At 63.0% G+C, this 25,077-nt stretch carries 24 protein-coding genes; 8 read left to right on the top strand and 16 right to left on the bottom strand.

Annotated elements, in window-relative coordinates:
* Window positions 1–23 precede the first annotated feature (23 nt).
* Window positions 24–1,229 carry an aromatic amino acid transaminase gene (locus JHD73_RS11005; protein WP_199030328.1) on the top strand — a complete coding sequence of 402 codons (1,206 nt, stop codon included), beginning with the start codon at window positions 24–26 and terminating at the stop codon, window positions 1,227–1,229.
* 59 nt (window positions 1,230–1,288) lie between these two features.
* Here JHD73_RS11005 and JHD73_RS11000 read toward each other — a convergent pair whose 3' ends face one another.
* The 5 genes from JHD73_RS11000 to ubiD all read right to left on the bottom strand — a co-directional run bounded on the left by JHD73_RS11000 (window position 1,289) and on the right by ubiD (window position 8,129).
* On the bottom strand, window positions 1,289–1,885 hold the full coding sequence (locus tag JHD73_RS11000) for a ParB-like protein (RefSeq protein WP_199030327.1): 597 nt from the start codon (window positions 1,883–1,885) through the stop codon (window positions 1,289–1,291).
* A gap of 87 nt (window positions 1,886–1,972) precedes the next feature.
* On the bottom strand, window positions 1,973–2,719 hold the full coding sequence (locus tag JHD73_RS10995; protein WP_199030326.1) for a hypothetical protein: 747 nt from the start codon (window positions 2,717–2,719) through the stop codon (window positions 1,973–1,975).
* Window positions 2,720–2,847: 128 nt separating this feature from the next.
* On the bottom strand, window positions 2,848–4,902 hold the full coding sequence (locus tag JHD73_RS10990; RefSeq protein WP_199030325.1) for an acetoacetate--CoA ligase: 2,055 nt from the start codon (window positions 4,900–4,902) through the stop codon (window positions 2,848–2,850).
* Window positions 4,903–4,984: 82 nt separating this feature from the next.
* A complete protein-coding gene (locus tag JHD73_RS10985; protein ID WP_199030324.1) occupies window positions 4,985–6,490 on the bottom strand; it encodes an NAD-dependent succinate-semialdehyde dehydrogenase in 1,506 nt (501 codons plus the stop codon).
* Between the two features lie 127 nt (window positions 6,491–6,617).
* Entirely contained in the window at window positions 6,618–8,129 is a 1,512-nt protein-coding gene (gene ubiD / locus JHD73_RS10980) for a 4-hydroxy-3-polyprenylbenzoate decarboxylase (protein WP_199030323.1), read from the bottom strand.
* 538 nt (window positions 8,130–8,667) lie between these two features.
* Between ubiD and JHD73_RS10975 the strand changes: the two genes are divergently transcribed.
* Window positions 8,668–9,849: a lytic transglycosylase domain-containing protein gene (locus JHD73_RS10975; RefSeq protein ID WP_199030322.1), complete on the top strand. Its 1,182-nt coding sequence runs from the start codon at window positions 8,668–8,670 to the stop codon at window positions 9,847–9,849.
* A gap of 92 nt (window positions 9,850–9,941) precedes the next feature.
* Here the strand turns inward: JHD73_RS10975 and JHD73_RS10970 are convergent, their stop codons facing one another.
* The 11 genes from JHD73_RS10970 to JHD73_RS10920 all read right to left on the bottom strand — a co-directional run bounded on the left by JHD73_RS10970 (window position 9,942) and on the right by JHD73_RS10920 (window position 18,221).
* Window positions 9,942–11,126 (bottom strand): pyridoxal phosphate-dependent aminotransferase, encoded by a 1,185-nt coding sequence (locus JHD73_RS10970; RefSeq protein WP_199030321.1) that lies wholly within the window; start codon window positions 11,124–11,126, stop codon window positions 9,942–9,944.
* Window positions 11,127–11,172: 46 nt separating this feature from the next.
* Window positions 11,173–11,640, bottom strand: coding sequence for a transcription antitermination factor NusB (gene nusB / locus JHD73_RS10965; RefSeq protein ID WP_039597640.1), 468 nt, complete (start codon window positions 11,638–11,640; stop codon window positions 11,173–11,175).
* Between the two features lie 41 nt (window positions 11,641–11,681).
* Window positions 11,682–12,176 carry a 6,7-dimethyl-8-ribityllumazine synthase gene (gene ribH / locus JHD73_RS10960; protein ID WP_199030320.1) on the bottom strand — a complete coding sequence of 165 codons (495 nt, stop codon included), beginning with the start codon at window positions 12,174–12,176 and terminating at the stop codon, window positions 11,682–11,684.
* A 102-nt stretch (window positions 12,177–12,278) separates the two neighbouring features.
* Window positions 12,279–13,421 (bottom strand): bifunctional 3,4-dihydroxy-2-butanone-4-phosphate synthase/GTP cyclohydrolase II, encoded by a 1,143-nt coding sequence (ribBA, locus tag JHD73_RS10955; protein ID WP_199030319.1) that lies wholly within the window; start codon window positions 13,419–13,421, stop codon window positions 12,279–12,281.
* Window positions 13,422–13,538: 117 nt separating this feature from the next.
* On the bottom strand, window positions 13,539–14,174 hold the full coding sequence (locus JHD73_RS10950; protein ID WP_199030318.1) for a riboflavin synthase: 636 nt from the start codon (window positions 14,172–14,174) through the stop codon (window positions 13,539–13,541).
* A 5-nt stretch (window positions 14,175–14,179) separates the two neighbouring features.
* Window positions 14,180–15,292, bottom strand: a complete 1,113-nt coding sequence (ribD, locus tag JHD73_RS10945) for a bifunctional diaminohydroxyphosphoribosylaminopyrimidine deaminase/5-amino-6-(5-phosphoribosylamino)uracil reductase RibD (RefSeq protein WP_199030317.1) — start codon at window positions 15,290–15,292, stop codon at window positions 14,180–14,182.
* A gap of 24 nt (window positions 15,293–15,316) precedes the next feature.
* Complete coding sequence (locus JHD73_RS10940) at window positions 15,317–15,898, bottom strand: GspH/FimT family pseudopilin (protein WP_199030316.1); 582 nt, start codon at window positions 15,896–15,898, stop codon at window positions 15,317–15,319.
* Complete coding sequence (locus JHD73_RS10935; RefSeq protein ID WP_233176894.1) at window positions 15,886–16,287, bottom strand: type IV pilin protein; 402 nt, start codon at window positions 16,285–16,287, stop codon at window positions 15,886–15,888. Before JHD73_RS10935 ends, JHD73_RS10940 begins: the two co-directional genes overlap by 13 nt.
* Window positions 16,287–17,063, bottom strand: coding sequence for a pilus assembly protein PilZ (locus tag JHD73_RS10930; protein ID WP_233176893.1), 777 nt, complete (start codon window positions 17,061–17,063; stop codon window positions 16,287–16,289). Before JHD73_RS10930 ends, JHD73_RS10935 begins: the two co-directional genes overlap by 1 nt.
* A gap of 29 nt (window positions 17,064–17,092) precedes the next feature.
* The gene (locus JHD73_RS10925) at window positions 17,093–18,025 is read right to left on the bottom strand and encodes a PilW family protein (protein WP_199030313.1); all 933 of its coding nucleotides are present in this window, start codon (window positions 18,023–18,025) and stop codon (window positions 17,093–17,095) included.
* A 1-nt stretch (window position 18,026) separates the two neighbouring features.
* The gene (locus JHD73_RS10920) at window positions 18,027–18,221 is read right to left on the bottom strand and encodes a type II secretion system protein (RefSeq protein ID WP_199030312.1); all 195 of its coding nucleotides are present in this window, start codon (window positions 18,219–18,221) and stop codon (window positions 18,027–18,029) included.
* Between the two features lie 574 nt (window positions 18,222–18,795).
* Between JHD73_RS10920 and JHD73_RS29505 the strand changes: the two genes are divergently transcribed.
* The 6 genes from JHD73_RS29505 to JHD73_RS10890 all read left to right on the top strand — a co-directional run.
* Window positions 18,796–19,317, top strand: coding sequence for a type IV pilin protein (locus JHD73_RS29505; RefSeq protein WP_269848272.1), 522 nt, complete (start codon window positions 18,796–18,798; stop codon window positions 19,315–19,317).
* A complete protein-coding gene (locus tag JHD73_RS10910; RefSeq protein WP_199030311.1) occupies window positions 19,311–19,928 on the top strand; it encodes a GspH/FimT family pseudopilin in 618 nt (205 codons plus the stop codon). The genes JHD73_RS29505 and JHD73_RS10910 overlap by 7 nt, the downstream gene beginning before the upstream one ends.
* Window positions 19,915–20,400 (top strand): prepilin-type N-terminal cleavage/methylation domain-containing protein, encoded by a 486-nt coding sequence (locus JHD73_RS10905; protein ID WP_199030310.1) that lies wholly within the window; start codon window positions 19,915–19,917, stop codon window positions 20,398–20,400. Before JHD73_RS10910 ends, JHD73_RS10905 begins: the two co-directional genes overlap by 14 nt.
* Complete coding sequence (locus tag JHD73_RS29605) at window positions 20,397–21,662, top strand: PilW family protein (RefSeq protein WP_199030309.1); 1,266 nt, start codon at window positions 20,397–20,399, stop codon at window positions 21,660–21,662. Before JHD73_RS10905 ends, JHD73_RS29605 begins: the two co-directional genes overlap by 4 nt.
* A 2-nt stretch (window positions 21,663–21,664) precedes the next feature.
* Window positions 21,665–22,288, top strand: coding sequence for a hypothetical protein (locus tag JHD73_RS10895; RefSeq protein WP_199030308.1), 624 nt, complete (start codon window positions 21,665–21,667; stop codon window positions 22,286–22,288).
* A gap of 71 nt (window positions 22,289–22,359) precedes the next feature.
* Window positions 22,360–25,077 (top strand): pilus assembly protein (locus tag JHD73_RS10890; protein ID WP_199030307.1); only part of this gene is annotated, 2,718 nt, incomplete at its 3' end.

The following is a 25,077-nucleotide window of genomic DNA, read 5'->3' as shown; positions in this document are numbered from 1 at the left end:
TCGTTCTTCTGGAGACCGCACCCATGCTCACGACGCTTGCAACCGTTACCCCGGACCCGCTGTGGGGGCTGACCGCCGCTTTCCGTGCCGACCCACGGCCCAATAAGGTCGATCTTGTGGTGGGCGTCTACCGTGACGAAACCGGGCGGACGCCGGTCATGGCTGCCGTGAAGATGGCAGAGGCGCGCTTGGCTGCTGCCGGGGTCTCCAAGGCTTATCGCGGGTTGGCGGGCAACACCGAGTTCAACGCCGGTCTGGCGGCCCTGCTTCTCGGGCGCGACACGGGGCGCCTGGCGCGCCAGTACACGATGCAGACCGTGGGCGGGACCGGCGCACTGCGACTGCTGGCCGACTTCATCGCCGTGGCGTCGCCTGGTGCCCGCGTCTGGGTGTCCGACCCCGGCTACGTCAACCACGTGCCCATCATGCGGGCGGCGGGGCTGACGGTCGAACGCTACCGCTGGCAGGCCGACGGCGGTGCGCTCGACGCAGATGCCGTTCTCGCGGATCTTGCCGCCGCGCGTGCCGGCGATATCGTGCTGCTGCACGGCTGCTGCCATAACCCGACCGGCATCGATATGGAGATCGGGGTCTGGCAGGCCGTGGCGGAACGCTGCGCGAAGCAGGGCCTGGTGCCACTGGTCGACATGGCCTATCTCGGGCTCGCTGAAGGTCTGGAGCCGGACACCGAGGGCTTGCGGCAACTCGTCGACGCGCTGGACACGGTGCTGGTGGCAGCGAGTTGCTCGAAGAGCATGGGGTTGTACTGCGAGCGCACCGGTGCCGCGATGGTGATCGGCAAGAACATGGCCACGCTGCAACCGGTGGGCGGTGTGCTGGAGCGCATCACGCGCAGCAACTATTCGATGCCGCCGGACCACGGCGCTGCCATCGTCGCCGCCATCCTTGCCGACGCAGCGCTGACGGCGTGCTGGCGCGACGAGCTGGAGCACATGCGTCAGCGCATTGTCGGCAACCGGCGCCGGCTTGACGACGCCCTGGCTGGCCTGGGAGCACCCGCCGCGCTGCAGAACCTGTCGCGGCACAAGGGCATGTTCTCCATGCTGCCGCTGGATGTCGACGCCATGGAGCGCTTGCGCGTGGATCACGCGATCTATGGCACCCAGGGCGGCCGTATCAATATCGCGGGGCTGGCGCCGGATCAGATCGACCGGGTGGCTGGTGCGTTGGTGGCCGTGGCCTCGGAAACGATCGGCACACCGGCCTAACCGGTACCCAAGGCAGGGGCAGCTATCGATGCGGCCCCTGTTGTATTGCGCAGTCGCCTTTACTTCGCCTTGAACCCCGGCAATCCGCTCGCCTGCTTGCTATGCGCCAGCACGACCGCGCTCTGTACGGCGGTCAGGAAATCGCCCAGCAGATCTTCAACCGGAATGCTGCGGCGGAAGAAGTCGGCCCACACGAATTCTGCGAACGCGGTGGGCGTCTTGTCATAGCCGCCCGCATTGCGCACGTATCCGGCGAGCGACCGATAAGGATCGTCGATCAGCTTCTCCAGGCTGTCAGGAACGGACGCGTAGTAGTGCCGCACGCCATGCTCATCGAGGGGATGGACCCAGCAGCTTTTGTCCATCGCTTTCCAGAAATCCTCGATGGCGTGATCGGACAGATCCGCTTCGACCTCGAAGTAGCCGAGGCTGACGCCAGCCTCCAGCGCAGCGCGCCCGAGGTGGTGGTGATCCGTGATGTATAGCTTGTTGCCCGGCCCGAGCACAGCAGGAATCGGATGCGCCTGCATGAAGGCCTGCTGGTCTTTGGGCGCAAGCGACTGGAGATGCTTCTTCTTGTCCTGGACTTCGATCATGCCCACGGTGAGCTGCGTGGGGCGCAGGTCGTGGACGGGCGATTCGTGGATCTTGGGCATGGTGTTTCCTCTGCTTGGGCTGCCGACGAACGATGCTGGTCTCTAGCAGCATAGCAAGGCACCTCATCGAACAAACCTCGCACGAGCCTATCGCCGTCGTGCCATCGCCTGCATGGCCGCATCGACGAATCTTGCCGCGGCAAGTTCGCCGGCCATGGGTGCGGCGGCCTTGGCGCAGTCGGCAATCACGTGGCACAGCGATGCCGTGTCTTCCCGGCAGGCGCGCAGCAGTGGCATGGCAGCCCCGGCGGCCGAGCCGAAATGGATGACAGCCAGTCGCATCAGCTCCACTTTGACCACGTTGGGCAGCACATCGGCCAACTCGGGCGAGATGGGTGTCTGAACCGTGGGGGTGGGCGAGGGCGGTGCTTTGGGGGGCTCGACGGGCGTATGGCGCGGCTCGTTGGCTGCTGGCACGCCAACCGGTGCAGCCACCGCTTGCAGGCCGAGTGTCATGCCGGTCAGCGGCGGTAGTTCGTCGTAGATGGGCGATATGGACGATAGGGCACCGTGCCCGTGTTCGGCGTCATCGTCCAGCAGCGGGCGGTTGAAGTAGGCGATGGGGTCGAATGCGTCGACGGGTACCGCGGGAGCCGGCATGTCCTCGTGCGTGATCCCAGGCAACACATCGACCATTCCGGCCCGTTGCAGCCCCGCAAGCAAGTCGTCCAGATCGGACCAGTCGCCCAGCAACTGGTGCAGTTGCCCGACCGTGCGGGCGCCGTCGATGAGGATGAGCAGATGGCGCTGGCGCATCTGCATATCGTGACGGTGCGCGGCCAGGGCCTCGCGCCCATCCTCCGTCTTGATCAGGACGCTCGTCGTAGCAAGCATGATGACTCCCCGTTAAGCAGCAAGCCCGGCCTCTTGTGTGCCGGTGCAAGCTGTACGTTAGTCAGCACTTTCGAGCGATGCCATCGTACGATTGGCGGAGATTGTTAAACCCGAGGCGAACGATTGGTCTAGCTCCGCCAGGATTCCAGCGCTGGTGCGGCTTCTCCTGGGGTGCTGTTTTGTCCGGCCAGCGCGCGGGCGTAGCTCACATACCACGCCAGCACGTCTGGATTGGCCATGGCGTCGGGGTTGGCGATGCGCTCGGGCGGGGCGCCCAGCAGCAGCTTCTTGATCGGCACCTCCATCTTCTTGCCCGATAGGGTGCGCGGCACGCCCGGCGCCTGCACGATGACGTTGGGCACATGCCGCGCCGACAACCCGGCCCGAATGCGGGCGTTGATCGTCGTGCGCAGCGTGTCGTCCAGCACGGCACCCTCGCGCAGAACGACGAACAGCGGCATGAACGACTCGCGCCCGAGGAATTCCAGATCGACGACCAGGCTGTCGAGCACTTCCGGCAGATCCTCTACCACGCGATATAGCTCGGCTGTGCCCATGCGGATGCCGTGGCGGTTGATGGTGGCGTCAGACCGGCCGTAGATGATGGCGCCGCCTCGCGGCGTGATCTTGATCCAGTCGCCATGGCGCCACTGGCCGGGGTACATGTCGAAGTAGCTGTCGCGGTAGCGGCTGCCGTCGGTATCGCCCCAGAAGAACAGCGGCATCGATGGGATGGGCGCGGTGCAGACCAACTCGCCCACGGCGTCGATGAGGGGCTTGCCGGCCTCGTCCAGCGCTTCTACGCGGGAGCCGAGGTTGCGGCATTGCATCTCGCCCGCGTAGACAGGCAGGGTGGCCACGCCACCGACGAAGCAGCCGGCGAAGTCGGTGCCGCCAGAAATCGGGTTGAGCCAGACATCGGCTTTGACGTGGCGGTAGATCCAGTCGTAGGCCTCGGCCGACAGCGGTGAGCCCGTCGAGCCCACCGCGCGCAGCTTCGACAGATCGAAATCCCGCCCAGGCTCGATGCCCGCCTTCAGGCAGTTGGCGAAGAACGCCGCCCCGGCGCCAAAGAACGTCACGCCTGCATCCTGCGCAAAGCGCCACAGCGTGTTGAGATCGGGCGTGCCTGGGTTGCCGTCGTAGATCGCGAGCGTGACGCCGCCCAGCAGGCCACTCGCCTGCGAGTTCCACATGACCCAGCCGGTGCTGCTGTACCAGTGGTAGACGTCGCTGGGGCCGAGGTCCAGATGCAGCGCGCCCATCATCGTCTGCACCAGCAGCAGGCCGCCGTGGCCGTGCACGATGGGCTTGGGCATGCCAGTGGTGCCGGACGAATACAGAATCCACAGCGGGTGATCCGCCGCTACCGGTGTGACGACGAGTGGCACATCGTTGGCGGTGAGGTCGCGCCAGTCCTTGGCTTGCGGGAAGCGCGCGCGGTTGATGTCGCCGAGCAACTGCGGCACGAGCACGAGGTGTTCGACCGTCGGCAGCGCAGCAACCATCTCTGCGACCACGTCGGTGCGGTCGAACGACCGGCCGCCATAGTGGTAGCCATCCACGGCAATCAGCACCTTGGGTTCGATCTGCCGGAAGCGATCGGTCACGGCCACCTGGCCCATGTCGGGCGCGCAGACCGACCAGATTGCCCCGACGCTTGCTGTGGCGAGGAAAGCGATGATGGCGTCCGGCGTGTTCGATAGATACGCGGCCACGCGGTCGCCCGGCACCACGCCCATCTTGCGCAGCGCATCGGCCAGCGAGGCGACGCGTCGGCGCAGCTCGCGCCATGACAGGTCCGCCAGTGGCTTGGTTTCGCTGGCGTAGCGGATGGCAGGGCGGTCGGGGCTGCCGCCTTCTTCCACGTGGCGCATGACCTGGTCGACGTAGTTCAGTTTGGCGCCCACCAGCCATTGCGCACCGGGCATGGTGCGCTCGCCCAGCATCTGCGTGAAGGGCGTGGAGGCGCGCAGGTCGAGGTAGTCCCAGACCGAGGTCCAGAACGCTTCGAGTTCGGTGGTGGACCAGTCCCAAAGTTGGGCATAGCCCTCGGGCGTGGTAGCCGAGAAGCGCAGGCCGCGCTCGCGTGCGAGCCAGTCGAGGTAGTGGGTCAGGCGCGAACGCGCGATGAAGTCAGCCGATGGCGTCCACAACAGGGCGCCTTCCTGGATGGTGCTCATGTGTCTCCTCCGCCGCTAGGCAAGGGGGAAGGCCGCCTGCTCTATCGATGTGGCAGGTCGGCCGATGGGGTGGGGTTGCGGCTTAGATACCGCCCATGCACAGATACTTGAGTTCGAGATACTCGTCGATACCGTAGACGGAGCCTTCGCGGCCCAGGCCCGATTGCTTGATGCCGCCAAACGGCGCCACCTCATTCGAGATCAACCCCGTGTTGATGCCGACCATGCCGTATTCAAGCTGCTCGGCCACGCGCCAGATGCGGCCGATGTCGCGGCTGAAGAAGTACGAGGCGAGGCCAAACTCGGTGTCGTTGGCCAGGCGCACGACTTCCGCTTCGTCCTGGAACTTGAAGATGGCGGAGACGGGGCCAAAGGTTTCTTCGTGCGCGATCAGCATCTCTGGCGTGGCGTCGGCCAGCACGGTGGGCTCGACAAAGCGCTGCGAGCCGTAGCCCTGCATCAGCTTGCCGCCGGCGGTCAGGCGCGCGCCTTTTTGCGTGGCATCGTTGATATGACGCTGCACCTTTTCCACGGCCTGGTCGTCGATCAGCGGACCTTGCACCACGCCCGCATCAAAGCCATTGCCGACCTTGATGCCGCGCACCTTGGCCGAGAGCTTCTCGACAAACGTGTCGTACACCGAGGCGTGCACGTAGAAGCGGTTCGTACACACGCAGGTCTGGCCTGCGTTGCGGTATTTCGACTGCACCGCGCCCTCCACAGCGGCGTCGATATCGGCGTCGTCAAACACGATGAACGGCGCATGGCCGCCCAGCTCCAGCGCCACCTTCTTCACCGTCGGCGAGCACTGCTCCATCAGGATGCGGCCTACCGGGGTCGACCCCGTGAACGACAGGTGCCGCACGATCGGTGATTCGCACAGGGCGCGGCCAATGGCGATTGAGCGATCGGCGTCGCCCGTCACCACGTTGACCACGCCCTTGGGAATGCCCGCGCGGTGTGCCAGTTCGGCCATCGCCAGTGCGGAAAGCGGCGTCTGCTCGGCCGGCTTGATGACGATCGTGCAGCCTGCAGCCATGGCTGGCGCGACTTTGCGCGTGATCATCGCGAGCGGGAAGTTCCACGGCGTGATGGACGCACACACGCCCACCGGCTGCTTGAGCACGACCATGCGCTTGTCACGCCAGGTGCTCGCCATCACGTCGCCCGAGACGCGCTTGGCCTCTTCGGCAAACCATTCGATGAACGAGGCGCCGTAGATGATTTCGCCCTTGGCCTCGGCCAGCGGCTTGCCTTGCTCGGCGGTCATCAGCGCGGCAAGGTCATCAGCGTTGGCGATGAGGAGGTCGAACCAGCGGCGCATCAGGCCGGCGCGCTCCTTGCCGGTCAACTCGCGCCAAGCCGGCCATGCCGCGTTGGCGGCATCGATGGCGCGCAGTGTTTCGGCGTGACCGAGGTTGGCAACGTCGGCCAGGTGCGCGTTGGTGGCGGGGTCGTGGACAGCGAAGGTCGCGCCGTCCGCTGCGCCCACCCAGGTACCGTCCACGTAGGACTGCGTTTTGATGAGCGTGTGGTCTTTGATGCGTTCCAGCGCGTTGGTGGTGCGGGGGTCGAGTGCTTCGGCCATGGCGTTCTCCATAAGGAAGGCGGACCCAGTAGAAAAAGGGCCCGCCTTTTAGATGCAGCAGTCGCTTAACTTGGTAAGAATAACCGAACGACCGTTCGCTTGCTGACCGGGCTGCCCGCCCGTGTGGTTACTGGAAGAGCGACTCCCACATGGTGTCGACCTTGGCTTTGACTGCGGCATCCATGACGATGGGCTGGCCCCATTCGCGGGTGGTCTCACCGGGCCACTTGTTGGTGGCGTCGATCCCCATTTTGGAGCCCAGACCCGAAATGGGCGAGGCGAAATCGAGGTAGTCGATGGGGGTGTTCTCGACCATCACCGTATCGCGCGCCGGGTCGACGCGGGTGGTGATCGCCCAGATCACTTCCTTCCAGTCGCGCAGGTTCACGTCGTCGTCCACCACCACGATGAACTTCGTATACATGAACTGCCGCAGGAAGCTCCACACGCCAAACATCACGCGCTTGGCGTGGCCGGCGTATTGCTTCTTCATGCTGACCAGCGCCATGCGATAGCTGCAGCCCTCGGGCGGCAGATAGAAATCAGCAATCTCCGGAAACTGCTTCTGCAGCAGCGGCACGAACACTTCATTGAGCGCTACGCCCAGCACGGCCGGCTCATCGGGCGGCTTGCCCGTATACGTAGAGTGATAGATCGGGTCGCGCCGCATGGTGATGCGTTCGACCGTGAACACGGGGAACCAGTCCTGTTCGTTGTAATAGCCGGTGTGATCGCCGAACGGGCCTTCAAGCGCATGCTGGTAACCGCTTGGGTGCGTCGGGTCCGGGTTGATATGGCCCTCGAGCACGATCTCGGCGCCGGCCGGCACCTGTAGTTGTGCCTGCGCGAGCGAGGGGGTGAGGCAGGTCGCCAGCTCGGTCCTGCTGCCGCGCAGCAAGCCGGCGAACTGGTATTCGGACAGCGTATCCGGCACCGGCGTGACCGCGCCAAGGATGGTGGCCGGGTCTGCGCCCAGGGCCACGGCAATCGGGAAAGGCTGGCCTGGATTGGCGATGGCGTGCTCGCGAAAATCCAGCGCGCCGCCCCGGTGCGCCAGCCAGCGCATGATGACCTGGTTGCGGCTGATCACCTGCTGGCGATAGATGCCCAGGTTCTGCCGTTTCTTGTGCGGCCCGCGCGTGATGACCAGCCCCCATGTGACGAGCGGTGCTGCATCGCCCGGCCAGCACGTCTGCACGGGAATGCGCGACAGGTCCACGTCATCGACCTCCCATACGATCTCCTGACACGCCGGTGAAGATACCTTGCGCGGCGCCATGTCCCACACGGCCTTGGCCATCGTCCACAGCTTGCCGGCCTCGCGCAGGCCGCGCGGCGGCTCGGGCTCCTTCAATGCAGAGAGCAGGCGGCCCACATCGCGCAGCTCGTCGAGCGACTCGGCACCCATGCCCAGCGCCACGCGGCGCGTAGTGCCAAACAGGTTGGCGAGTACCGGCATGTCGTACTTATGCGCACCGTCCACGGGCTGTTCGAACACAACCGCTGGCCCTTCAGCACGCAGCAGGCGGTCGCAGACTTCGGTCATTTCCAGCCGCGGCGAGACCGGTTGGCGCACCCGGCGCAGCTCACCGGCGCGCTCCAGTTGGGCGAGGAAGTCACGTAAGTCCCTGTATTGCATGGATTTTTGTAACCAAAGGTAAGGGGTAAGAAACCTGTCGCGCACATCCCGGAACCGTCAAATGACCAGATGGGCGCGATTTTTTTGGTGTAGGCGGGGTGGCCGCGATTGTACGGCCAAAACTTCGCGGCACCCTGATGACAGAACGAACCGCAGGTCAGCTAGTCCCAACAACGCGGGCTTCATCATAACTTTCAGATATGAAAAACATATTCTTTATGATTGACTTGGCATAACGCGCTTCCTACAATCCAATCCGATCTGGTAATTGTTGCATCGCAACATGTTTTCGGCTATTGCCTTCGCCCTGCTCTCATTCGTCTGAGGGGCGACACCAGAGCACTTCAGCATCGCTGCGGGACGTGACCTCCCCAAGGACACGCCCCGCTTTTGTCTGGGCACACGGGGAGTGCCCCCAACAGATGCCGGCTGACTGCAACAGCGCGGCATCCTTACTAAAAACCGTTGCGATTCGAAACGCACGGCGCCATGCAAAAGAAAGGCGTCTACCGAATCAGCGCAGCGGACGGAGGTAAGTATGAACGGTTGGAAAACCCTTCATTCTTCCGGGCTCGGTTCGGCGCTGCAACGCCGGCTCGTCACCCCGGTCGGCCGCCGCCTCGCGCGTGCTGGTCAAATTGCGCTGCCTCGTAAGCTGCGCATGGAATTGAACGCAGGGGGCGCTGCCGCGTCCCGCAATGCCTTGCATCCTGGCGTCCTGCTGGTGTTCCGCAGCGGGCATGTCGTGCTGAACAGCATCGGCGTGCTGGCGGTGGTGGCCGCGGTCGCGCTCTCGCTCAACGGCGAGTGGCGTGCCATGGTCGCTCAACGCGTGCTGCATTTCACGCCGGGCGCGGACGCCAACGTGGTTTCGGCGACGTCGCCCGCTGGCGTAGAGCCGGTCGCCTTTGCACCGGCCGCACCGTCGACTGGCATGGGCGCTGCCCAGGCTGTCGCACCTGCTACGGCTGCCCAAGCGGGCGGTACGGTAGCGGCTGCGGGCTGGGATTCGCTGTCCAAGGTACCTTCCGTGGCCGAGCTGGCTGCGCAGATTCCGAACACGCAGGTCGTCCGCGACGCGCGTGAGTCGGCGACCGCCGGTACGCCCCGCGAGCAGGCTGCCGTGGCCGAGTACATCGCCCGCAAGTACCGCGTGGCGGCCACCGCCACCGGTCAGCTGGTGAAGGCGGCCTACCAGACCGGTAAGGAAGTCGGTATCGACCCACTGCTGATTCTGGGTGTGATGGCTATCGAGTCCAGCTTCAACCCGTTTGCCGAAAGCGGCATGGGTGCGCAGGGCCTGATGCAGGTGATGACCAAAGTCCACCAGGATAAATATGAGGTGATGGGCGGTGTGAATGCCGCGCTCAACCCGTACGCCAACATCAAGGTCGGTGCACTGGTGCTGAAGGATTGCATCGCCCGCGGCGGTTCGATCGAAGGCGGCCTGAAGCTGTACGTTGGCGCCGTAACGCAAGGCGACGGTGGCTACGGTAGCAAGGTGCTGGCTGAACGTTCGCGCCTGCGCATGGTGGCGACCGGCCATAAGTCGCCGGTGACGATGGCGTCCGAACGCGAGTCGACCAAGCCGGTCGCGGCAGCCACGCCTGTGGCCCAGGCCGATGCGAAGACGCAGGCTGCAAAGCCGGCCGACAAGCAACCGGTCACCGGTCAGCAGGAAGAGGCGCGCTTGGACAACAAGTTGCAGGGCCAAGCCTGATTGGCAGACGCTCCGCCCTCTATATATAGAGGGCAAAAAAAAGGCCGTCCTTCTGGGCGGCCTTTTTGTTTGGGTGACGCGAAGCCGCTAGCTCAGCGCCCGAATAGCTTGCCAAGTCGGGCGACAGCTTCTTCAAGATGATCCATCGCCGTGGCGTAGGACAGGCGGATGTAGTGGTGCGCCGTGTACGGTCCGAAGTCCAGCCCCGGTACGAGTACGACGCCTGCGTCTTGCAGCATCGATTGTGTGAGGGCATCCGCATCTGCTGCGTGCGGATGGTTCACGCCGCGGCAGTCGGCGTAGACATAGAACGCGCCGTCCGGCTTGACTGGCACCTTGAAACCCAGCGACTCGAGCGCCGGCACGATGAAATCGCGACGACGGCGGAACTCGGCTTTGCGGCTGTCGTAGATCGCCAGCGCTTCAGGTTCAAAGCACGCCAGCGCCGCGTGCTGTGCCACGGCCGACGCACAGATGAACAGGTTCTGCGCGACCTTCTCGAACTCGGGCACCAGCTCGGTGGGTGCCACCAGCCAGCCGAGTCGCCAGCCAGTCATGTTGAAATACTTCGAAAAGCTATTGATCGTGACGACATCGTCGCCGAATGACAGCGCAGAGACCGGTGCCTGGTCATACGACAGGCCCTGGTAGATTTCATCGGCGATCGAGAACCCGCCGCGTGCACGCACCACCTGCACGATGCGCTGTAACTCGTCCGGCAGGATCGACGTGCCGGTCGGGTTGGAAGGGGAGGCCAGCAGCACGCCCTGTGTGCGTGCGCCCCAATTGGCTTCGACTTGCTCGGTGGTCAACTGGAAGCGCTGTTCCGGCCCAGACGGAATCAGCTTCGCTACGCCATCGAAAGCGGCCACAAAATGCCGGTTGCACGGATAGCTCGGGTCGGGCATCAGCACCTCGCCGCCAATTTCCACCAGCACCGCGCACGCCAGCAGCAGCGCTGCCGACGCGCCGGCCGTCACGATGATGCGCTCGGGCGCGATGTCGAGGCCGTAGGTGGTTTGGTAGTAGCGGGCGATGGCTTCGCGTAGCGGGCGGATGCCAAGTGCGCCGGTGTATTGCGTCACACCGCGCCGCATGGCATCGGCTGCGGCCTGCACGACGGGTTCGGCGGCGGTGAAATCCGGCTCGCCAATGCCCATGTGGATGATGCTGCGCCCCGCCAGTTCCAGTTCGCGAGCCTGCTTGGCCAGCTCCATCACGTGAAAGGCGCGGATATTGGCCAGCCGGGCGGCTGTCTGCAGGCGGTGGGCGTCCATCTCGGGGGCGAAACTAAAGGGGGATAGCGAACAGCAAACGCCGGATTTACCGGCGGGCGGCAACCTCAACGGCACGGACCTGGGCAGCCAGCTTGTCCAGCACGCCGTTGACGTACTTGTAGCCTTCCACGCCGCCAAAGGTCTTGGTCAGTTCCACAGCCTCGTTGATCACGACCTTGTACGGAATGTCGACGCAGTGCACGAGCTCGTACGCGCCGACCAGCAGGGCCGCGCGCTCAACCGGCGACAGCTCGGCAACCGGGCGGTCGAGGAACGGCGTGAAGCTTTCCGTCAGCGTGGTTTCTTCACGAATCGCGCCATGCAGCAGGGCGTCAAAGTGCGCGCGGTCGGCCTTGTTGAAGCCTTGCGCGTCTTGCAGGTGCGCTTCAACCACACCTGGGTCGTTGCGATTGAGCAGCCATTGGTACAGGCCCTGCAGCGCCAGTTCGCGCGCACGGCGGCGCGCGCTCTTGGCGGGGGCCTTGGTCTTGGCCTGGGAATTGTCTTGCGTCATGGGAAAAGCCTTTGCGTGAATAGCCGCGCTGATTCGCGCATTTATTCGTTTTCGTCGTCTTGGCCGTGATCCTGCAGGCCGTCGAGGTCGCTGGTCAGATTCGCCATTTCAACGGCGGCACGGGCGCAGTCGCGGCCCTTTTCACGGGTGCGGGCGTGGGCTTGTGCGTCGGTGTCGGTGGTCAGGATGCCGTTGGCGATGGCGATGTTGAAGTCCAGGCCGACGCGCGTGATGCCGGCGGCGGATTCGTTGGACACCAGTTCGAAGTGGTACGTCTCGCCGCGGATCACGGCGCCCAGCGCGATCAGCGCGTCGAACTGGCCCGATTCGGCCATCTTCTGCAGTGCCAGCGGGGCTTCCAGTGCGCCCGGCACGGTGACCAGCAGCACGTCTTCGCCGGCCACGCCGAGCTGTTCGAGTTCAGCGACGCAGGCTTCGCGCAGCGCTTCACACACGGGTTCGTTGAAGCGTGCCTGAACGATGCCGATGCGCAGACCTTCGCCGTCGAGATTGGTCGGGTAGAAGCCGTGTTCCATGATGTGTTCCGGTTGGGGTTGCCAGTCAGGCAACGTCAGAAATCGAGAAGAAAGCGAAAAGGAGAAAACCAGCGCGGCAGCCGGAGCTGCCGCAGAAGAGCATCAGTGTGTGGCTGCCGTCGCCGTGTCCGGCAGGGTTTCGGCCGACTCGGCCATCGACTGGTAAGCCGTGACCTCCAGATCGTAGCCGGTCATGCTTGGCAGCTTGAGTGGCGAAGCCAGCACACGCATCTTGCCGACACCCACATCCTTGAGGATCTGCGCGCCAATACCGTAGATGCGCGGATCGGGTTTGGTGCGCGGGCGTTCATGCGGGGTGTCCAGTGCGGTGAACTGGGTGAACAGGCGGTCCGGCGAATCGCCGCAATTAAGTAGCACCACAACACCGGTCGGAGCGGCCTGCACGGCACGCAGGGCGGCCGGCACACTCCACGAGTGCGTGGTGCGCTGGCATTCGAGCAGGTCCAGCACCGACAGCGGTTCGTGCACGCGCACCAGCGTCTCGGTGCCCGGCGTCGGTTCGCCCTTGACCAGCGCCAGATGGGCATGGCCGGCGGCGCGGTCGCGGAATGCCACGGCGCGGAAGGTGCCGAACTGGGTTTCCATGGCGCGTTCACCCACGCGCTCGACAATGCTTTCGGTGCGGCTGCGGTATTGGATCAGGTCGGCAATGGTGCCGATCTTCAGGCCGTGCTTCTTGGCGAACTCCACCAGATCCGGCAGGCGCGCCATGGTGCCGTCGTCGTTCAGAATCTCGCAGATCACACCAGCCGGTGTCAGGCCGGCCATCGCGGTCAGGTCGCAACCGGCTTCGGTATGGCCGGCGCGCATCAGCACGCCACCCTTGCGGGCGCGCAGCGGGAAGATATGGCCCGGATTCACCAGATCTGCCGGCTTGGCGTTCTTGGCTGCTGCCACCTGGATGGTGCGTGCGCGGTCTGCAGCGGAAATGCCGGTGGTCACCCCTTCGGCCGCCTCAATAGAGACGGTGAAGTTGGTGCCGAATTGCGTGCCGTTGCGGCTCGCCATCATCGGCAGGTCGAGTTGGTCGCAGTGTTCTTCGGTCAGCGTCAGGCACACCAGGCCGCGCGCGTGCGTGACCATGAAGTTGATGGCTTCCGGTGTGACGTAATCGGCCGCTAGAATCAGGTCGCCTTCGTTCTCACGGTCTTCTTCGTCGACCAGAATGACCATCCGGCCGGCGCGGATTTCGGCAATGATTTCTTCGACTGTGGCGATCGACATGGCGTAGCAGGGGGAGCGCGCCGCCGGTCACCCCCGTTTGGTGACCCTGCGACTGCGTAAATGAGAAGCCCGCTATTGTACGCCAAGGTGGCCGAGGCGATCCTCGGCCCTCGGGGCTCAAACAGTGGCGGGCTGGGCGAGCGTGGTGTGGCTCAGCATGCGCTCGACATAGCGGGCGATCAGGTCGATTTCCAGGTTGACCTGGCTGCCGGCCTTCAAGTGCTTGAGCGTGGTCACGGCCACGGTGTGCGGGATCAGGTTGATCGAGAATTCGCAGCCGTCGGCATCGTCGCGCACGCTGTTGACCGTGAGCGACACGCCATTGACCACCACCGAGCCCTTGTACGCCAGATACTTGCCCAACGCCGGCGCGGCGCGCACGCGCAACTCATGCGATTCGTTCATAGGCGCGAAATGCGTGACGGTGCCCAGGCCGTCGACGTGGCCCGACACCAGGTGCCCGCCGATATGGTCGGCCAGGCGCAGGGCCTTCTCCAGATTCACTTCGCCCGGGTGCTCCAGGCCGACGGTCTTCGATAGCGATTCACGAGAGACATCCACGTCGAACTGCGTGTCGGTTTTGGCCACGACTGTCATGCATGCACCCTGGATGGCGATCGAGTCGCCCAGCGCAACGTCTGCCAGCGACAGGCCGCCCGAGTTGATGGACAGGCGTACGCCCGCGTCTGCGTTGGTGCCAAGCGGCGTGACGGTTTCAATGCGGCCAACTGCGGCGACGATTCCGGTAAACATAGTGATCAGTCTGTCGGGTTGCGGCGCGCCAGGATGCGGAGATCGCCCCCGATGCGCGAGATGTCGTGAAAGAAGAATTCGGCCGCGCCTTCCAGCGTCTGCAGCGGCCCCATATTGAACATGCCCTGGCCCGAGCCGAGCACCTTGGGCGCCAGATAGACGAGGATCTCGTCGACCAGCCCTTCGCGCAACAGCGAGCCGTTGAGCTTGAAGCCGGCCTCGACGTGCAGTTCGTTGATTTCGCGGCGGCCAAGCTCGCGCAGCATGGCGGGCAGGTCTACCTTGCCGGTTGCGCTGGGCAGCAGGACGACTTCTGCGCCGCGCTCGGCCAGGGCGCGCATGCGGCCGGCTTCCGGTTGCGCGGCAAAGATCAGCGTCGGCTCGTGGTGGCCGTCGGCGGTAAGGATGTGCGCGTCGAGTGGTACATCCAGCGCTGAGTCGACCAATATGCGGCGTGGCTGGCGTGGCGTGGTCACGGCGCGCACGGTCAGGCGCGGGTTGTCTTCACGCACCGTGCCGATGCCGGTAAGGATGGCGCAGGCGCGCGCGCGCCAGCGATGGCCGTCGTTACGCGCTTCGGTTTCGGTAATCCATTGGCTGACGCCGTTGTCGAGCGCGGTACGGCCGTCCAGCGACGCGCCCACCTTCACGCGCACCCACGGTGTGCCGCGCGTCATGCGTGAGACGAAGCCGATGTTCAATTCGCGCGCCTCGCGCTCCAGCAGGCCGCAGCGCACGTCGACACCGGCATCGCGCAGCTTCTGCAGGCCACGTCCGGAAACGGCGGGGTTGGGGTCTTCCATGGCCGCCACCACGCGGGTGATGCCGGCCTCGACCAGACGGTCTGCGCAGGGAGGCGTGCGGCCAAAGTGGCTGCACGCCTCCAGCGTCACATAGGCCGTTGCACCACGCACATCCTGACCGCGCGATTGGGCATCCTTGATGGCTTGGATTTCGGCGTGGTCCTGGCCGGCGGGCTGCGTATAGCCTTCGCCGATGACAGTGTCACCGTGCACGAGCACGCAGCCTACGCGTGGGTTCGGTGTCGTGGTGAAGAGCCCCTTCTCGGCCAGCGCCAGGGCGCGCTGCATCATGGCGTGGTCGAAATCGGAAAACATGGGCAGAGAAACGAGGCGTGTGGGTTAGGAGTCTTCAGTGGCGGCGCTGGTACTGCACGTTTTAGTGTCCTGGGCTGGGTCGCATATGCGGGCGCGGCCGGCAGCGTTGATACGGACAAGCCGTACATGCATTCCAGATCGGATGGTTAGTGTGCCGTAGAGCTGGCTGCCGTTGCGCTGTCGTGAGTATCCCACAGGTGAATAAGAGATGGTGTCGACATCTCGTTGCGACGCCGTGAACGTGAACTCGACTGCCGGCACCATGGGTGGCGACACATGAATCAGCACATCGTCGGCGCCCGGTTCAAGCGGTGTCGCTGGGGTTTGCGGTGATGACGTCATATACAACGCCCATCCCGAGGGCCAGCCTTGCGCTGCACTGATCGGGCCAAGATGAACCCAAACACGCTGATTGCGCGACAGGGTCTGCGCCAGCGAAACGGTGCTTGCAAAACGGTCTGCTAGGACAACGACAGTTTCGCGTTGCCACCAGTTCAGTCCGGCGGGCACGGCGAATACCGCAAGAAGTGATATGGCACTCAAAACGACAACCAGCTCGACCAGCGTAAATCCAGCGTGCGAACGAAAAGATTTCATGGCCAGCATGCCGGTGATGCCGATTGGCGTGCATTGCCGAGTTGCGTAAACCGCTCGCCGGTACTGCGCAGGATGAGTGCACCGCAGGGGGTGGCAGGGTCCAAGGGTTGCGCAATCACTTCTATGCAATGTGCTGGGGTGCGACCTTCACACAGGCTGGCGCGCAGATGGTAGCCAGGGGCGTGCTCGGAGAGATCGGCGGGTGCGGAATTTTTGCCTGTGTATGCATGCAGACGTTCCAATTCCGTCATGGCCGCGATCAATGCTGCGCGCGCTGAGGTTCTTTGTGCGCGCTCGCGATGGCTTGACCATGTTTGCACGGCCATGCTGGCTAGCAAAACAGCAATGGCCATTGCTGTCATCAGTTCGACGAGCGTGAACGCGGCTTGGCGACGCATCAACGCGTGCCTTCCGTAATCAACTCAAGCCAGCTCAAGCGACCCAGCTTAAGGGTTTGTGTCTGGGTTTCGGCAACCTGCTGCTGATCGCCGCTGGTTGTCCAGCGCGTGGTCTGGATGGTCTGCGTCACCGTGTGGTTGGGGCGGCTGACTGGCCGTGCGGGTTCGATGGTGATTTGGGGCGTTGACGTCTGGCCCGACACTCGTGGGCGAAAGACCGTTTGTAGTACGACATAGACGGCAGGGTCTGCACCAAAACCCACGGCTGTGATGCGGTACAACCAAGGAGGCGATGCCTCCCCGGTTTGTGCGATTTGGCCAGACCACCGATCTGGAATGGGCTCGATAACATAGCGCGCGGCGCGAGCGGATGCGCGCTCACTGCCTGGGGTGGGGGCGGGCAAACCGATCGGCAGGCCGAGGGAAGTCGTATCCAGCAGTCCCGCCAGTTCCCAGAGCGATTGGTCGGGTCGCGGGCGGCACAACCCGAGCGTAATACCGCTACCGCAAGCTCCAATCACAAACCCCGGTAGCGTGACCGGATTGAGGGCGACGATGCGGTCTTGTGGCAATGCAACGGCGCATTCCGATGGGGTTGGCGTGTCGGTGGCCACAGACAGTTCACACTCTGCAGCGCCCAGCGCTTGTTCTGCGGCCTGTTGGGCCAGGGCATGGTCGACGATAAGGGAGGTGCGTTGCCGCTGATCCAGCACGATGTGGAACGTCGCCATGGTCAGCAGCCCGAGCAGCGCCGCTGCGGCCACGACGATCGTCATCGTGAACCCGTGCGCCCTGGCGTTGCCATTCAACATACGTCGACTTCGCAGGCGAGCGGATTGCGCAGGCGGACCGTTGCCGTGAAGAGGGCGCGGCGGCGTTGTGGCTGGGTTGGGGTAAAGCCCAGATCCTGTGCGTTGGCGCCTTCCGGCTGACGCAGGCGGGGGAACAGCGTCAGCGTCGGTACGGATTTGCCGGTGGAGGCGGGGTCGATGTAGTCACCACGTACGACCAGCGCGATATGCACGGCTTGCACACGGCGCCACTGGTCAGGGGTGATTGCCCGGGCGGAGAGTGTCGTGATGGTTGAGCCGTCTGCGGTGCCGACTGAATACAGGAGCTGCATCGTTTCAACGCCGCGAACCATGCCGTTGGATGTCCAGGCGTTGGTCAAGGGCTGACCAGATTGGTGTCTACGCGAACGACACATCAACTGCGGCTCGCCATCAGACGCCTTGGAGAGGTATAGCAGCATGTATCCGGGACGCAGATCGGCGTCGCCTCCCTGGACTTGCTCGGTCACGCCATAGCCGGAGCAGTCGGAGATACTGTTGTCAGCGCGTTGCGGGGAAGTTGGCATGTTGTGGCCGGCAAAACGCACCAGCACTGCGTCGCTGCTGCGGATGCCGCCGGAGCCACACTCAAGGTTTTCCGCCTCGCGCGGAGTGCAACTGTCCGCGCCCTGGATGGATGGTGGCGCCTTGGCGTCAGGCCATTGGCGTATCCCCCGCGTCGCAGGCGTATCGGTTACCCAGCCAGCTTGTTGCAGCGCCGTCGTCAGCAGTTCCAGTGCCTGCGTGCCGCGATCTTCGATCAGGGCTTCGTCGGTGATGCGCTGATAGCGCGCGCGAGCAAGGAGTGTGAGCTGGAGCGCGACGCCAAGCACGATTAGCGCAACAAACATGCCGACCAGCAATTCGATCAGCGTTGTACCGCGCGTGGCGTAGGACAACCGACGCATGTCACCGTAAGTCCGCGGCTTCGATTTGGGTGTTGTGTTCGCGGACTTGAGCCGATAGTTGGCGCAGGCTTTGGCCGGTCGTTTCCATGCGGTCCAGCGCGGCAAGAGTGCCTGCGGCGCAGAGCGACAGCAGCGCGAGCGCGATGAGGGATTCGATCAGGATGGCGCCGTGTTGGCGGTGGGAGCGGGGAGGCATGAGTCGGCAGAGCACTTGACGGAGCCGCTCAAGTTAGTGTGAATTTGGCCGTATAAATGTCATATCTGGTCAATACCCTCCTTTGTGGTCTGGAAAGGGCATTCGCTGTCGGGGTGCCGGCGGTAGCGGATTGTTGGATTTTCGTCAATATCGGCTTACTCGATGCTTGTCGTCGAGGGGGGGGCGGCGCCGAATGAACTTTGCGCTGTTGATCCAACAGCTGTCATTTGCTGCGCCCAAGGGGCTCGTTCGCCCTCTTGCTTTGGGTGCGGTTCTTGTTCACGCGACGCATTGAGAGTGTTCGGCTATTCAAATTCTCGAAATCCCGCGGTTGCATCAACCCAACAAGTAGCGCTTACCTATGGGGCAGGTGCTATTGACACTGATTGGTCGCATCCTCCATGATTGGCTTCTGCCGGATATCATGAGCAGCAGAATCAAAAGAACGTAATCGGGTAATCGGGAATGACGCATCTTTCACGAGGATGCGTCTGTCGTTTCAAGCAGCCGGGGGGCTATATGTACAGGGTCAAAGTCACACTCTCGCCGTCGAACATTCTGCGGCAGCATTGACATGTCCGTGCCGCTCTGCGCCAACGCAAGCGTGCCGCGTAATTCCGACTTGGTGGGTTCCTCTTCAATCAGGAGAGGGCGGCTACGTCCGGCAATTGCGCATGCATCTGGGTTCACGCTTGTCGAACTCATGATCACGGTGGCCATCGTGGCCATCTTGGCTACGATTGCTTATCCCAGCTATACCGACTACGTCACGCGCGGCAAGCTGGCCAACGTTACCAACATGCTCGCGGGTATTCGCGCGCAGATGGAACAGTATTACCAAGACAATCGCACCTACGCAGCGGTCGGGACATTCACCCCACCATGTCAGGCGATTTCGACTGTGGCCGAGTTTTCGGTAGCCTGCGCAATTACGAATGGCGGTAACAGCTACACGATGACCGCTGTCGGCTCGGGGACCACCGCGGGCTTCACCTACACGGTGAATGAAACGAACGTTCAGGCGACGACCGCGGCACCCACTGGCTGGAACACGTCCACGACATGTTGGATCACTAAGCGAGGACAGTCGTGCTGATTGGCCCGGGCGCCCGGCGCTGCGGCTTCACGCTGATTGAACTGCTCGTCACGATTTCGGTGTTTGCCTTTTTGATGCTCCTGGCGGCACCGAGTTTTACGAGCTGGCTTCAGGACGCGCAAGTGCGCACTGCGGCTGAGTCTCTGGGGAATGGTTTGCGCGTTGCGCAAGCCGAAGCTGCGCGCCGCCACAGGCAGGTTGCAGTGGTGCTGACCAACGGCGCGCCTGCGCCAGGTGCGACGGCGCAAGCCAACGGAAAGAACTGGTTGGTTATGGTGATTCCGAACCCGGCAGCGGGCGAGTTGTACACCAACTCCAACTTCATGGCGACGGCGATGGTGCAAAGCGGCGCGCTTGGTGCGGTTGCACCCAACGCGCAGATCACCGGGCAGGCGGCGGTTTGCTTCAGTTCGTTGGGCCGGCTGACTACGCTCAACGATGGCACATACAACTGCACCATCCCCCCCACGGGCACGGTCACTTACGCCGTGACGAATAGCCGTTTTGCCACCGCACGGGCATTGAATGTGACCGTGGGCCTTGGCGGTTCGATCCGTGTGTGCGATCCGAGCAAGTCTTTGTCGCAGGGTAGTCCAGATGCGTGCAGCTAACCTCGCCCCAAACCGAGTCGAACGCAGCCGGCGATCACAGAGCGGGATGACGCTCATCGAGGTGCTGGTTGCAATGCTGCTGTTGACCGTGGCGTTGACGGCCATGGTGATGGCGCAGATCCGTGCTTCGCAGGTGTCGGTTGACGCCGAGGACCGTAATCGGGCCGCTTTGCTGGCCAATGAACTGGCGAGCATGATGTGGCAGAACCACACGGTCAATCTGCCGGCGTCGTCGGTGGCTGCGTGGCAAACGATGGTGGGTACCAACGTGAGCTACCGGACGGCCAGCGCATCGAGCCCCGTCGGTAGTGGTCTGGGTGGCCTGCCCAATGGTACGGGTTCGGTCTCCGTTGATAGCACGACCAATATCGCGACAATCACCGTTACCTGGCAGGCGCCGTCTCACGGCGTGAACGCGACCGCCGGTATGAGCAGCACGAGCAAGTATGTGACGCAGGTGGTGCTGCCGTGATCGCCCGAACTCCAACCAAGCGGCCATTGCGCGCCGCGCGCCAGACCGGCCTCAGCCTGATTGAGCTGATGGTGGCGCTGGTCGTCAGCATGGTCATCGTTGGCGCAGTGTTTGGCCTGATGAGCGTATCGGAAGGGCGTAAGCGGACCACGATGTCGGTCAGCGATGTCAACCAAAGCGGTGTGTTCGCCTTGTACCAGTTGGACAAGGCGATTCGCAGTGCAGGGTCGGGCTATTCGCAGAACTGGCCGCTGACCTATGGCTGCCACCTCAATGTCAATTTGAGCGGCACTCAAATTCTCCCGTCTCCGGCGAGTATGCCGGCGCCGTTTAAGAACCTGGCTACGCAGCTGGGCGGGTTCCGGTTGGCGCCGCTGTTGATCGTGCAGAACGGCACGGCGCCGACCACCGGAACTTCTGACGCGATCATCACGATGGCGGGCAATGCCGGCTATGGCGAGATTCCGACTGAGTTTACCAATACTGCGCCGACGGTTTCCGGAAGCGTGGTGAATCTCAGCCTGGTCAACACCATGACCTTCAACGCGGGCAACTTGGTGCTTGTGGCGGACCGCAATAACGCTCAGGGCAACGTGCAGCCCTGCTATATCGGGCAGGTGCAGACCGGCTTTACGGGCAGCGTCGCAGTGCAACTGCCGCTGGCCGGCGCCTATGACGCATCGGTGGGCCTGGACGGTAACGCGGCCAGCATCTCTGCAACAGGCGTGGCCATGAACCTCGGCAATGTCGGTGGGGGCAACTTGCCGGCGTTTGGCGTGTACGGCGTGGGTGCCAACAACACGTTGATGTTCTACGACCTGCTGCAATCGGGGGGCAACGGTACTAACGCAATCCCGCTTGCCGATGGCGTGATGGAAATGCATGCCCTGTATGGCATCGACCCGAACAACACCGGCAATGTCAGCTGGCAAGCGCCGACAGGCGCATTCGATGCGGCAACGCTGTCCAACGGCACGCAGACTGCCGCGGCCAATCTCTATGCGATCAAGGCGGTACGGATCGGCTTGATTCTGCGGACGTCGTTGCCCGAACGCGCACAGCAATACGTGACGAGTGCCAGCGCAGCCAGCGTACCCAGCGCCGCCACCGCGACGGGCGTCGTCAGCCCGGGGCCGCTCGTGCTGTTTGCCGATGTGCCAGGGCTGGCCTATACCCGGACGCTCACAGGCGCGGAGCAAAACTATCGTTACCGCGTGTTGGAAGCCACGATCCCCTTGCGCAACACGTTGTTGCAGCGCTGACGATGCCAACCACGCCCAAGTTTCGTTCGAATCGTGCTTTGCGCCTCGCGTTGCGCAGGCGTCAATCCGGCGTCGTTCTGCTGATTGCGCTGATTGCCGTGGTCATTCTGGCCATTGGCACCGTGGCGCTGTTCCGCTCGTCTGATGCTGCACTGTTCAATGCAGGTAACCTCGCATTCAAGCGGGACATGACCAACCGTGGTGAGTTGGGCATCGCCGCCGCCAAGGCAGCCCTGACCAGCGGTGCACTCAACCAGGAATCGGCGCGCCAGAGCAATCAACTGACCAGTGGCTACTACGCCACAATGCAGGCGACCGGCACGCATGGTGTTCCCAACACGCTGATCGGCTATCAGCCCGCCACCGCATCAACTCCGTTGCCAACCATCAATGGCGGCGACGGCATCACCATTTACTACATGATCGACCGCCTATGTACCGCGCTAGGCTCGACTGACCCATCCAATGCTTGTGTGGTCAGCTCGATCGGCTCGGCCAAGGGGGGGACGGTCCTGCCGTATCGTGGCCAGGCCCAGCCGCCTTCGGTGCCTGTCTACCGTATCAGCGTGCGGGTCGATGGGCCGCGTAATAGCCAGACCTTCCTCCAGACCACTGTTTCTCTCTGAGTTGCTGAACTGCCATGCACCCCACTCGTGACCGAGGTTGGAAGGCCAGCGCTTCGCGGAGCCCTTCCGTTATGACTTTCCTGCGCGGCTTGCTTGCAAGCATCTTGTTGTTGCCGGCGATGCTGGTGTCGGCAGCACAAACCGATCTGGCAGATCAGCCGCTGTTCAGTTCCGTGTCGGTGCCAGGCAATCTGCTCCTCTCGCTGTCGGTGGAGTATCCGACCGCCAACAGCATTGCGTATGTCAGCAGCTATACGGCGGGGGTCAAGTATTTGGGCTACTTCGATCCGCTCAAGTGCTACACCTATCAGTACGACGCCAACACCGATGCCAACAACTATTTCGTACCGGCAACGGCTGCAAATAGCAGCTTTCAGTGTGCCAGCGGCAGCAATTACTGGAGCGGCGCGTTCCTGAACTGGGCGGCGATGCAAACCATTGATCCATTTCGATGGGCGCTGACGGGCGGCTACCGCGTCACGGATACGGCATCGTTGACCGTACTTGAAAAGGCCTGGGCGTCTGGCCAGGGCGGCTCTAGTGAAACGCCTAATCGCACCATCAGCGGTAGTAGTACCGTGGCGGCGATTACGCCGTTCAATTGGAGCAGTCTTGGTGTGCGTATCTACGGCGCCGGCAACAAACTGTATTTCACCAAAAGCGGCAATCTGGATTCGGGTACCGTCAATACTTACAGTTCCGGCTCTGCGCAAGATTCTTCCAAGGTGTGGTCTGTCATTGTGCGCGTCAAGGTGTGCGACCCATCGATGCCTGAAGCGAACTGCACGAAGTACGGCAGCAACTACAAGCCGGAAGGCCTGATGCAGCAGTACTCGCAGCGCATCCGGTTTGGCGCGTTCGGTTACCTCAACGACTCCAACATCATGCGCGATGGCGGGGTGCTGCGCTCCAAGATGAAGTTCATTGGTCCAACCCAACCGGTGCCGGGCCAGAACCCCACGACCAACACGCTGGCTGAGTGGAGCGCGACGGACGGGACGATGATTGCCAATCCGAACCCTACTGACGCTTCCGCGAGCAACGTTAGCAACAGCGGGGTGATGAACTACCTCAACAAGTTCGGCTCGACCTCACACACCTACAAGACATATGACCCCGTTGGTGAGCTGTACTACGCGGGCATCCGGTACTACAAGAACCTCGGCAACGTTGCCAGCTATTCCTCCAACACCAACGCCACCCAGATTGACGGCTTCCCGGTCATCCAGACATGGGATGACCCCATCCAGTATTCCTGCCAGAAGAACTACATCCTTGGCATTGGCGACGTCAATACCCACGCTGATGCCAATCTGCCGGGCAGTACGATCGCCAACACCAAGTACGAGCCTGCGATGCCTTCGGAGGTGACGAGCGATACCACGGTCAACGTGGATTCCGCGACCAGCCTAGTGGGCAAGATGGAGGGCATCAGCAATCTCAACACGGCGTCGCCGTCGTGGTGCTGCGGCGACAACAACACCTTCCTGATGGCCGGGCTGGCCTACGATTCGCACGTGCGGGACATCCGCCCGAACGATTTCAAGGACAGCCTGGGTAACAAGTCCAAGATCCAGACCATCTCCACCTATTGGCTGGATGTGCAGGAGTATCAGCAGTACAAGTATCAGAACCAGTTCTGGCTGGCGGCAAAGTACGGTGGCTTCAGCGTGCCGAGCAACTACAACACGAGCAACACCACGGCGTTGGCGCAGTCGCTATGGAATGCAAGCGGCAACACGGACCCCAACGGCAAGCCGATGCCGGACAACTACTATCTGGCAGGTCAGGCGGACTTGATGGTGAATGGCCTCAACACGGCCTTCAACAATATCTCCAACGATATTCAGGCGGCCACGACGGCACTGGCGGTCTCTTCCGCCAACGTGAGCTTGACCGGCAACATTGGATATTCGGCGTCCTACAACTCGTCGACCTGGACCGGGGATGTCGCGGGTAATTCGCTGAGTTTTGATCCCCAGACCGGGCTGCCCACGCAGACTCAGGCATGGTCTGCGCAGGCAAAGCTGGGCAACCAATCGAGTTCGTCACGCCTGATCGCCACGAGCAACACCGTCGGGACTGCGCAGGGTGTGCCTTTCCGATTCGCGAATCTGACGACGACCAACCAGAGCGCACTCAGCAATTCGGCTGTGAAGAACTGGAACAACCAAGACTTCCTGAATTATCTGCGTGGAGACCAGACCAACGAAGGCACAAACGGCAAGGCGGTCTATCGCCCGCGTGCCTTCTTGTTGGGCGATATCGTTGGCTCGAAGGTCGATGCCGTGGGCCCGCCTATCGCCGTGCTGTCCAGCGCGACCAACCCGGGTTATGCAACGTTCAAGAGCACTTATGTCAATCGCAAGCCGGTGGTCTACGTTGGTGCGAACGACGGCATGATGCACGCGTTCGATGGCACGATCGGCAACACCACCAGCGGCAATGAACTGTTTGCCTATGTGCCGAGCTTCCTCTACCAAGGGCCGTGCGCTTCCGGCACCTGCACGCCAACGGTCAACGGTCTGGCGTCGCTGGGCTTGACGGGCACGAATTTCGTTCACCATGCCATGGTGGATGCCACGCCGCAGGCATTCGATATCGACCTGGCGCGTGCAGGGAACACCAGCTGGGCGAGCGCGAGCACCTCGAACTGGCGCACGATGCTGATCGGCGGGCTGGGCAAGGGCGGCAAGGGCTACTACGCGCTCGACATTACCGACCCCACGACGATCACCACCGAAAGCGCACTGGCCGGCAAGGTGATGTGGGAATTCGGCGGCCCCTCC

It is taken from the genome of Ralstonia sp. ASV6 (assembly GCF_016429285.1).
GTDB classification, from domain to species: domain Bacteria; phylum Pseudomonadota; class Gammaproteobacteria; order Burkholderiales; family Burkholderiaceae; genus Ralstonia; species Ralstonia flaminis.
The sequence above is the reverse complement of the archived record's forward strand: the minus strand, read 5'-3'. Positions and strand labels throughout refer to the sequence as shown.